This is a genomic window from Mycobacterium sp. TH-M82 (assembly GCF_057473605.1).
In genome coordinates this window covers 1-8,760 of the sequence record NZ_JBYCKY010000057.1, presented here as the reverse complement: position 1 = coordinate 8,760, position 8,760 = coordinate 1, and the positions used below count along the sequence as shown (strand labels likewise).

Annotated in this window: 11 protein-coding genes and 1 pseudogene; 6 read left to right on the top strand and 6 right to left on the bottom strand. The window is 66.9% G+C overall.

Annotated elements, in window-relative coordinates; all coding sequences use genetic code 11:
- The 4 genes and pseudogenes from AC2VON_RS01825 to AC2VON_RS01810 all read left to right on the top strand — a co-directional run.
- Positions 1-711, top strand: a pseudogene (locus AC2VON_RS01825) (hypothetical protein); the annotation flags it as partial.
- A gap of 1 nt (position 712) precedes the next feature.
- A complete protein-coding gene (locus AC2VON_RS01820) occupies positions 713-841 on the top strand; it encodes a DUF6893 family small protein (RefSeq protein ID WP_486951404.1) in 129 nt (42 codons plus the stop codon).
- Between the two features lie 17 nt (positions 842-858).
- Positions 859-1,371: a hydrogenase maturation protease gene (locus AC2VON_RS01815; protein WP_486951403.1), complete on the top strand. Its 513-nt coding sequence runs from the start codon at positions 859-861 to the stop codon at positions 1,369-1,371.
- Between the two features lie 2 nt (positions 1,372-1,373).
- A complete protein-coding gene (locus tag AC2VON_RS01810) occupies positions 1,374-1,625 on the top strand; it encodes a HypC/HybG/HupF family hydrogenase formation chaperone (protein ID WP_486951402.1) in 252 nt (83 codons plus the stop codon).
- Between the two features lie 5 nt (positions 1,626-1,630).
- Here AC2VON_RS01810 and AC2VON_RS01805 read toward each other — a convergent pair whose 3' ends face one another.
- The gene (locus AC2VON_RS01805; protein WP_486951401.1) at positions 1,631-2,605 is read right to left on the bottom strand and encodes a quinone oxidoreductase family protein; all 975 of its coding nucleotides are present in this window, start codon (positions 2,603-2,605) and stop codon (positions 1,631-1,633) included.
- Positions 2,606-2,673: 68 nt separating this feature from the next.
- Between AC2VON_RS01805 and AC2VON_RS01800 the strand changes: the two genes are divergently transcribed.
- Both AC2VON_RS01800 and AC2VON_RS01795 read left to right on the top strand, forming a co-directional pair.
- On the top strand, positions 2,674-3,204 hold the full coding sequence (locus AC2VON_RS01800; protein ID WP_486951400.1) for a MarR family winged helix-turn-helix transcriptional regulator: 531 nt from the start codon (positions 2,674-2,676) through the stop codon (positions 3,202-3,204).
- Between the two features lie 65 nt (positions 3,205-3,269).
- Positions 3,270-3,467, top strand: coding sequence for a hypothetical protein (locus AC2VON_RS01795; protein ID WP_486951399.1), 198 nt, complete (start codon positions 3,270-3,272; stop codon positions 3,465-3,467).
- A 21-nt stretch (positions 3,468-3,488) separates the two neighbouring features.
- On the opposite strand, the gene AC2VON_RS01790 is transcribed toward AC2VON_RS01795, so the two are convergent.
- From AC2VON_RS01790 to AC2VON_RS01770, 5 genes are all read right to left on the bottom strand, one after another.
- Entirely contained in the window at positions 3,489-4,265 is a 777-nt protein-coding gene (locus AC2VON_RS01790) for a 3-oxoacyl-ACP reductase (RefSeq protein WP_486951398.1), read from the bottom strand.
- A gap of 5 nt (positions 4,266-4,270) precedes the next feature.
- Positions 4,271-5,647 carry an aldehyde dehydrogenase family protein gene (locus AC2VON_RS01785; protein WP_486951397.1) on the bottom strand — a complete coding sequence of 459 codons (1,377 nt, stop codon included), beginning with the start codon at positions 5,645-5,647 and terminating at the stop codon, positions 4,271-4,273.
- Positions 5,644-6,363, bottom strand: a complete 720-nt coding sequence (locus AC2VON_RS01780; protein ID WP_486951405.1) for a gamma-glutamyl-gamma-aminobutyrate hydrolase family protein — start codon at positions 6,361-6,363, stop codon at positions 5,644-5,646. The genes AC2VON_RS01785 and AC2VON_RS01780 overlap by 4 nt, the downstream gene beginning before the upstream one ends.
- A gap of 13 nt (positions 6,364-6,376) precedes the next feature.
- A complete protein-coding gene (locus AC2VON_RS01775; RefSeq protein WP_486951396.1) occupies positions 6,377-7,738 on the bottom strand; it encodes a glutamine synthetase family protein in 1,362 nt (453 codons plus the stop codon).
- A 72-nt stretch (positions 7,739-7,810) separates the two neighbouring features.
- Positions 7,811-8,760, bottom strand: a 950-nt coding sequence (locus AC2VON_RS01770) for a DEAD/DEAH box helicase (RefSeq protein ID WP_486951395.1), incomplete at its 5' end; no start/stop codon positions are given.

Sequence of the window (8,760 nt, the reverse complement as noted above, 5' to 3'; positions counted from 1 at the left end):
GAGTTCGTCTCGCTGCTCGAACCGCCCGACCACGCCGCCGGCGTAGTGGCCCGTTGCCGCCAGCACCGGTGCTTCCCGGTGCTGGCCGGTCCGCCCGCCGAGTGTGACCTGCTGTTGATTTCACCGATCATCCTCTACGACCACCCGGAGGTCGCCGAGCAGAGCAAGGGCATTTTCTTCGACTCAACCGAGATCGACGAACTCCTCACGTTGCGGGTGATGACCATGACCGACGAGGAGAAGGCGCAGGCCCGGGCCACCGATCCGCTGGCGGCTGCACTCATCGACCGGTGCGACGCGATAGCACCGGAGGCCATGGTGCGCATGCACGGAGTCCTTCGCGACCCGCACCAGGTCGCCGGACTGATCCCCGAGGTGCCCGAGGGGGTGGGCTGGTGGGAGCCGATGGCCGACACCGCGGTACACCCGGACGTCGACGCGGTGCTGGTCAACGGGGTTCCGGTGGCGCGGGGCAGCCGGGTGCGGTTACATCCTGGGCGTCGAGCCGACGCCCAGGACCTGTTCGTCGCCGACAAGACCGCGCGAGTCACCTCGGTGCACGAAGACGTCGACGGCAACCAGCACGTCGCGGTCGTGGTCGACGACGACCCGGCAGCCGAGCTACACGAGTGGTACGGACGCTACCTGTACTTCGCCCCCGACGAGATCGAGCCACTCGACACCGAACGAAGCAGCACGGAAAGGAATTGACATGGAAATAGTGGACGTACTGGGTTGGATCTTCGCCGCCATCCTGGTGGTGGTCGCTCTCGTGGCGATGGCGATCGGGCTTTATTCCATGCCGGATGCCTGGCGCTACATGAAGATACGGCGTATGTAGCGGGCTGTGGCAGCTCTATGGCGTCCCGCATCCTGGTAGCCGGCATCGGCAACATCTTCCTCGGTGACGACGGCTTCGGCCCCGAGGTGCTCCGCGACGTGTCTGATCGGTTCGCCCAGCCGGAGGTGCGGGTCGTCGATTACGGAATCGGGGGTATGCATCTGGCCTACGACCTGCTCGAAGATTGGGACGCTCTGGTTCTCGTCGATGCCCTGCCCGACCGGGGTTCACCCGGTACGGTGCATGTCTTTGATGCCGACCCTGCCGATCATGCCGATCATGCCGGGCAGGACTCCGCCCCCACACTCGACGCGCACGGCATGGACCCGGCGACTGTTTTCGCCAGCCTGCGGGCATTGGGCGGCGTTATGCCCCGCACCGTGGTGGTGGGCTGCGAGGTTGCCACTGTCGAAGAAGGCATAGGCCTCAGTGATCTTGTGCGAGCAGCGATTCCGGATGCGGTGTCGGCGGTTGAATCGGCGGTGGCGATGCTTCGGAGCGAAGCACGCGACACGGTACGGAAGGTATAGCTATGTGTCTGGGAATTCCGGGTCAGATAGTCCGGATACTCGATGGCTATGACGGGCAACTGGCGCTGGTCGACGTCGCCGGTGCGAACCGGAAAGTCAACATGGGCATGCTGACCGAGGAAACATTCGCCCCGGGCGACTGGATCATCATCCACATGGGCTTCGCGATCGACAAGACCGATCAGGCTGGCGCGCAGGCCGCCATGGACGGTCTGGAGTTGCTGCGTCAGGGCGATCTGGGCACGGTTGCATGAGAGGGCTACGGCGTAAAGACCATCCGGGTTCCAGGCGGCTCCCGCTGGGTCCACACCTTTTCAACGTCTGCCAAGGGCTGGGGCTGGGTCACTAACTGCAGCCGGTCTTCGGCGACCATGGTGAACAGTCGGGGCAGGAATTCGGTGCGGGCACGAGCCACCACGTCCAGCGGCACGCTGCCAAAACCCACACCGGTCAGTATCACCCCGGCGCTGCGCAGAATTCCTGCCGAAAGGCTGATCGTGGGGCCGGCCATCTGACCGACCTGAACAAATCGGGTGGCGTGAAAGGTCGCCGTCAGTCCCTGGTTGCCCAGGGCCGCCAGCACCTGCTCGGCCGGCTCTCCCCAGAGGTAGTCGATCACGGCGTCGAACGGCCGGTCACGGTGCGCGGCAGCCACAAGGGTGCCCAGATCATCACTGCCCAGCCGGATCACGTCATCGGCACCGGCGCTGCGCAACCACTCCAACCGGTGAGCGTCGCGGCCCACGGCCACCACCCTTTGTACCCCGAATTCGACTTTGGCCAGTTGGACGGCGAGCGAACCGGTGACACCCGTCGCACCCAACACCAACACATGGTGTTCGGGTTGAACCTGCGCGGCGTGTTGTAACGACATCCACGCCGACAGACCGGGATTGGGCACCGCCGCGGCCGTCACCGCGTCGACGCCGTCGGGCACGTCCACCGCGCCGCGCGGATCGACCAACGTGCGCTCGGCCATCATCCCGTACGGGCTCACCGCCCCGGTGTACACCCGGCGTCCATCCGGCAGCCTGGCCACTCCGTCCACACCGGCGACGCTGGGCAGCGTCAACGCCGAGCTGCCGTAGTGCGATCCCGACACCAGCCCGCGGGCGAGGTTGGTCAGCGCCGCGGCCTCCACTGCCGCCACCACGGCGCCGTCGCGAGCGGAGGGTTCCGGGAAATCCGAGTACTTCGGTGCGCGGCCCAATGCTTCGACCACCGCAGCCTTCATGGTGTCCTCCTGTAGATTGTTTCCTTGGAAACCTACTCCAGATGGCGCAGCATGACAAGATAGTTTCCATGAAAACTAAGATGGATGCCATCGCCGAGGTCAGCCGCCTGACCCAGGCAGTCGGCGATAAGTTCGACACCTCCGACCGCGACGCCGAGCGCGACTTCATGGCCGCGCACTGCCCACGTCGTCTGGAGCCGGTGGTCCGTGAGATTCCTGCACTGAGCATCCACCTGCTTGATCACCTCACCGATGAGCCCGTCAACGTCGTTGTGCTGGCGGAGCGCTCCGGGCAGCTCAAGGGCACGGTGTCCAAGCATGTGCAGCGGCTGGTCGACGCCGGGTTGGTTCAGCGTTCGCCGGTACCGGGCAATCGCAAGGAGGTCTCACTCAGTCTTACCGACGACGGCCGCGCCGTCACCCGCGTGCACCGACGGATGCATGACGAAATGAAGCGTGGACTCGGGGACTTTCTGTCCCGCTATACCCGCGCCGAGTTGGCGACCGTGATCAAAATCCTCCGGGATCTGCTGCAAGCAGAACGGACCGGTGTGCGGCTGACGTTTCAGCCGGAGAACTCAGCCTCCCAGGTTGTCTAGATCGTTGACGATTTAGTAGACGTCGGCGTTTTCACCTCGACCTGACCCTGGGATGCCTGATCTGCGTGCTGCCGTTGACCAGCGTTGAATGTCCCGGGTGGGTGCATCGGGTTCGTATCTCTTGCGGTGGCGGCTGGGTGATCACCGAGCAGATCCGCACCGTGTCTGCCGAGCGGTTCCGCCGACCGGCACCCGAGATCCAGCTGTCCGCTGCGGAGTTCAACGACGTGCGGCACGTGCTGGCGCAAATGCTCATCGTCTAACCGTTAAGCAAGCGGACTGTTTTACAGCGGCGTCACGTAGGCCGAGCTGATGCCCCCATCGACTAAGAATGTCGACGCGGTGATGAACGATGCGTCGTCACTGGCCAAAAACGCGACCGCGGCGGCGATCTCCTCCGGCTCGGCGAACCGGCCCACCGGCACGTGCACCAGGCGGCGCGCCGCCCGATCCGGGTCGGTGGCGAAAAGCTCTTGCAGCAGAGGCGTGTTCACCGGTCCCGGGCACAGCGCATTGACCCGGATGCCCTGCCGCGCGTACTGCACCCCCAGTTCACGCGACATGGCCAGCACCCCGCCCTTGGATGCGGTGTAGGAGATCTGCGAGGTCGCCGAGCCCATCACCGCGACGAACGAGGCGGTGTTGATGATCGATCCACGCCCGGCGGGCACCATGTGCCGCAGCGCCGCGCGGCAGCACAGGTACACCGATTTCAGGTTGACGTCTTGGACCCGCTGCCACGCCGGCAACTCGGTGTGCTCGATCACGTCGTCATCGGGCGGGGAGATGCCGGCGTTGTTGAACGCGATGTCGACCGAGCCGAAGGTGTCGGCCGCAGTGTCGAACAGCACATCGACCGCGGCCTGGTCGCAGACATCGACCGGCACGAACAATCCGCCCAGCTCGTCGGCGACCGCCGCACCCGCGACCGGGTCGACGTCGCCGACCACGATCGTGGCACCCTCGGCGCGCATGCGCCGGGCCGCCGCCAGGCCGATCCCGCCGCCGGCACCGGTAACCACGGCGGTCCGCCCGGCCAGCCGCTGGGTCAGATCGGTCACTGGGCTCACTGGGCTTCTCGAGCTTCCTTGACGGCGATGAAGACGTTCTTGGTTTCGGTGAACGCCAGCGGCGCATCTGCACCCAGCTCGCGGCCCAGCCCCGACTGCTTGAAGCCACCGAACGGGGTGTTGAACCGCACCGAAGAATGCGAATTCACGGACAGATTCCCGGCTTCCACCGCGCGGGCCACCCGCAGCGCGCGGGATAGGTCGTCGGTCCAGATCGACCCGGAAAGCCCGTAGGCGGTGTCGTTGGCCAGGGTGATCGCGTCGGATTCGTCGTCGAACGGCAGCACGGTGACCACCGGGCCGAAGATCTCCTCGATCACGCAGCGGTCGGTGCGCGCCGGAGTCAGCACGGTCGGCGCAAACCAGAAGCCCGGACCGGTCGGGGCGTGCCCGCGGAATGCGACCGGCGCGTCCTCGGGCACGTAGGAGGCGACCTTCTCCCAGTGGCCACGCGACACCAGCGGACCCATCTCGGTATCGTGCTGTGCCGGATCGCCGACGACAACGCCCTTGACCGCCGGCTCCAGCAGCTCCATGAACCGCTGGTAAACACTGCGCTGCACCAGGATCCGGCTGCGGGCGCAACAGTCCTGACCGGCGTTGTCGAACACCCCGTAGGGCGCGGTCGCGGCGGCACGTTCCAGGTCGCAATCGTCGAACACCATGTTGGCGCTTTTGCCGCCCAGCTCCAGCGTGACTCGCTTCACCTGCGCTGCCGCCTCGGCCATCACCCGGGTGCCGGTCTCCGTCGAGCCGGTGAAGACGATCTTGGCCACATCGGGGTGGCTGACCAGGCGCTCCCCCACCACTGAGCCCCGGCCGGGCAGCACCTGCAGCAGGTCGGGGTCCAGCCCGGCTTCCACGGCCAGCTCACCGAGTCGGATCGTGGTCAGCGGTGTCCACTCGGCGGGTTTGATCAGCACGGCGTTGCCGGCGGCCAGCGCGGGAGCGATGCCCCACGAGGCGATCGGCATCGGGAAGTTCCACGGGGTGATAACAGCGACCACACCGAGCGGTTCGTGGAAAGTGACGTCGAGCCCGCCGGCGACCGGAATCTGCTGACCGGACAGGCGTTCCGGGCTGGCAGCGTAGAACTGCAGCACGTCGCGGACATGTCCGGCCTCCCACTCGGCCGCCGAGACCGGGTGCCCGGCGTTGGCCACCTCCAGCGCGGCCAGTTCGCCGACGTGGGCGTCGACGGCGGCGGCGAAGGCCCGCAACGCGGCCGCCCGCTGCGCCGGTGCCAGCCGCGCCCAGCGCCGCTGCGCCGCCTGCGCGCGGCGCACCGCGTCGTCGACGGCAGCCGCATCCGATTTCTCGACGGACCCCAGCACCTGCTCGGTGGCGGGGTTGACCAGCTGGGTGCTGCTCACGAGCCCACCCGCCCGGCGGCATACGAGCGTGCCGCATCCACGATCGCCGCGAACAGCCGCAGATCGTCGAGGGATTCCTCCGGATGCCACTGCACCGCGAGCACAAAGTTCTCCCCGGGCAGCTCGATCGCCTCGATCACGCCGTCGTCATCTCGTGCACTGACCACCAGGTGATCGCCGAGCGCGGCGATGCCCTGGTGGTGGTAGCACGGCACCTCGGCCGCTTCTCCGAGCAGCGCCGCCAGCCGGGTCTCCGGCACGGTGCGCACACCCACCGTGGTGAACACCGCGTTGCCCGCCCGGTGCCCGTTGTGCCCGAGGACGTCCGGCAGGTGCTGGTGCAACGTTCCGCCGAGTGCGACGTTGAGCACCTGCGCGCCGCGGCAGATCCCCAGCACCGGCAGCCCTCGGCTCAGTGCCTCGGCCAGCAGGGCGAACTCCCAGGCGTCACGGTCGCGGACGGGCTCGTCGGTGGCCTGATGCCGCTGCTGACCGTAGGCGCTGGGGTCGACGTCCTTGCCGCCGGTGATCACCAGGCCGGCCAGGCCGTCGAGCACCCGGGCGGCGATGTCTCGGTTCACCGGCTGCGGCGGCAACAGCACCGCAACGCCGCCGGCGGCGGTGATGCCCTGAAAGTAGCCGGCCGGCAGAAAACTTGCGGGCACGTCCCAGACTCCGGTCTGGGCCCGCTCGAGATAGGTGGTCAGCCCCACCAGCGGCCGCACCGGTTCAGAATCGTTCAAATCCCCGCACCCGCTCCCAGTCGGTGACCGCCGTGTTGAACGCACGCAACTCGACCCGGGCGTTGTTGAGGTAGTGATCGACGACGTCATCGCCGAACGCCTTGCGCGCCACCGCGGATTCGCCGAATAATGTCGCAGCCTCACCCAGGGTGGCCGGCAACTGGTGCAGCTCGCCCTGCAATGCCGCTTGGTAGGCGTCACCTGCTACCGGCTCCGGCAGCGCAAGCTCGTTGTCGATCCCGTGCAGGCCGCCGGCGATCAGCGCCGCGACCGCCAGATACGGGTTCACATCGCCGCCGGGTATCCGGCACTCCACCCGCAGCCCGTCGCCGTGACCGACCACGCGCAGCCCACAGGTGCGGTTGTCCAGGCCCCACGCGACCGCGGTCGGCGCGAAGCTCCCTCTGACAAATCTTTTGTAGGAGTTGATGTTCGGTGCGTAACACAGGGTCAGCTCGGCAAGGGTGGCCAGCTGTCCGGCGATGAAGCTGCCGAACAACGGCGACATGCCGTGCGGTGCGCCTGCGTCGGCGAACACGGCGGCTCCGTCGACGCCGCGCAACGAAATGTGGATGTGGCAGCTGTTTCCCTCGTGCTGGTCGTATTTCGCCATGAACGTCAGACTCTTGCCGTGCTGCGCGGCGATCTCCTTCGCACCGTTCTTGTAGACGACATGGTTGTCGCAGGTGGGCATGGCCTGTTCGTAGCGGAACGTTATCTCCTGCTGGCCGGTGTGGCATTCGCCTTTGACTGCCTCGCAGACCATCCCCGCGGCGGTCATGTGCAGCCGGATGTCCCGCAGCAGCGGCTCCAGACGGGCGCCGGTCGCCAGCCCGTAGTCGGCGTTGTAGTCGGTCGCCGGGGTGAGCCCGCGGTAACCGCTGGCCCACGCCTGCCGGTAGGTGTCGTCGAAGACCAGGAATTCCAGCTCGGTGGCGGTGTAGGGGGCCAGGCCGCGGTCGGCCAGCCGACCGATCTGGGTTGCCAGGATCGTGCGCGGCGCCACCGCGACCGGGCTGCCGTCGGGCCAGTACAGGTCGGCGAGCACATGCGCCGTGCCGGGCAGCCACGGGATGCGCCGCAATGTCGCGGGATCGGGTTTCATCACCATGTCGCCGTAGCCGGTGCTCCAGTCGGCGATCGGATAACCGGGCGCGGTGTTCATCTCCACGTCGACGGCCAGGAGGTAGCCGCAGCACTCCGCGCCGTGGTCGGCGACCTCCGCGATGAAGTGCCGGGCCGCCACCCGTTTGCCCACCAGCCGGCCCTGCATGTCGGGGAACGCCAGCACGACGGTGTCGATCTCGTCGGAGGCAACCAGGCGCTCCAGCTCGGCGAACGACAACATGGCGTCAACGGTAACCGGTCGGGTGGCGAGCCCGGATCGGGGGTTGCGAGGGCCTTCGGCAAGCGGAACCTGCTACTTGAGCAGTTCGGCCACGTCAGATGCGCTGATCGCCGAGCTGAACAGCTCACCGTCGTCCATCACGGCGGTGAACAGTTCTTTTTTGCGCTGCTGCAGGGCGACCACCTTCTCTTCTATGGTGCCCGCGGAGACCAGCCGGTAGACGGTGACCGGGCGAGTCTGGCCGATGCGGTGGGTCCGGTCCACAGCCTGAGCTTCAGCGGCCGGACTCCACCATGGGTCGCACAGGAAGCAGTAGTCGGCCTCGGTGAGGTTGAGGCCGAACCCGCCGGCTTTGAGGCTGATCAAAAACACCTTGCTGACCCCGCCGGCGAATTGTGCCAGCGCCTCCCGCCGTCCGCGGGCGTTCACCGACCCGTCCAGATAGCTGTAGCCGATGCCGGCCGAGTCCAAGTGCGACCGCAGGATGGACAGGAACCCGGTGAACTGGCTGAACACCAGGGCGCTGTGGCCCTCGGCGGCCAACTGGGGCAGCTGCTCGACCAGGAAGTCGATCTTTACCGAGCCGGCGTTCATGTCGGAGGCGTCGATCAGGCCGGGATGCAGGCTCAGCTGACGCAGCAGGGTCAGTGACCGGAAGATCCGGAACCGGTTCTTCTCCCAGTCGCCGAGCAGCCCGAGCACTTTCTGGCGTTCGCGGGCCAGCCGGGTGTCGTAGATCTTGCGGTGTTTGGCACCCAGGCCGACGGTGAGGAGCTGTTCCTGTTTCGCCGGCAGCTCGGCAAGCACCTGGCTTTTCGTCCGCCGCAGCATCACCGGTTTGATCCGGCGGCGCAACACCGGCAACCGATCGCGGTTGGCGCCCGACTCGATCGGCTTGCGGAAGTAGTCGCCGAACGCCTTCGGGGATGGGAACAGCCCCGGCACCGTGATCGACAGCAGCGACCACAGCTCCATCAAATTGTTCTCCATCGGGGTGCCGGTGATCGCCAGTTTGAATGCGG

What these genes read in the sequence shown, in the direction of transcription:
- AC2VON_RS01820 (WP_486951404.1), top strand. Translation starts at nt 713, where the DNA reads ATGGAAATAGTGGACGTACTGGGTTGGATCTTCGCCGCCATCCTGGTG.
- AC2VON_RS01815 (WP_486951403.1), top strand. Translation starts at nt 859, where the DNA reads ATGGCGTCCCGCATCCTGGTAGCCGGCATCGGCAACATCTTCCTCGGT.
- AC2VON_RS01810 (WP_486951402.1), top strand. Translation starts at nt 1,374, where the DNA reads ATGTGTCTGGGAATTCCGGGTCAGATAGTCCGGATACTCGATGGCTAT.
- AC2VON_RS01805 (WP_486951401.1), bottom strand. Translation starts at nt 2,605, where the DNA reads ATGAAGGCTGCGGTGGTCGAAGCATTGGGCCGCGCACCGAAGTACTCG.
- AC2VON_RS01800 (WP_486951400.1), top strand. Translation starts at nt 2,674, where the DNA reads ATGAAAACTAAGATGGATGCCATCGCCGAGGTCAGCCGCCTGACCCAG.
- AC2VON_RS01775 (WP_486951396.1), bottom strand. Translation starts at nt 7,738, where the DNA reads ATGTTGTCGTTCGCCGAGCTGGAGCGCCTGGTTGCCTCCGACGAGATC.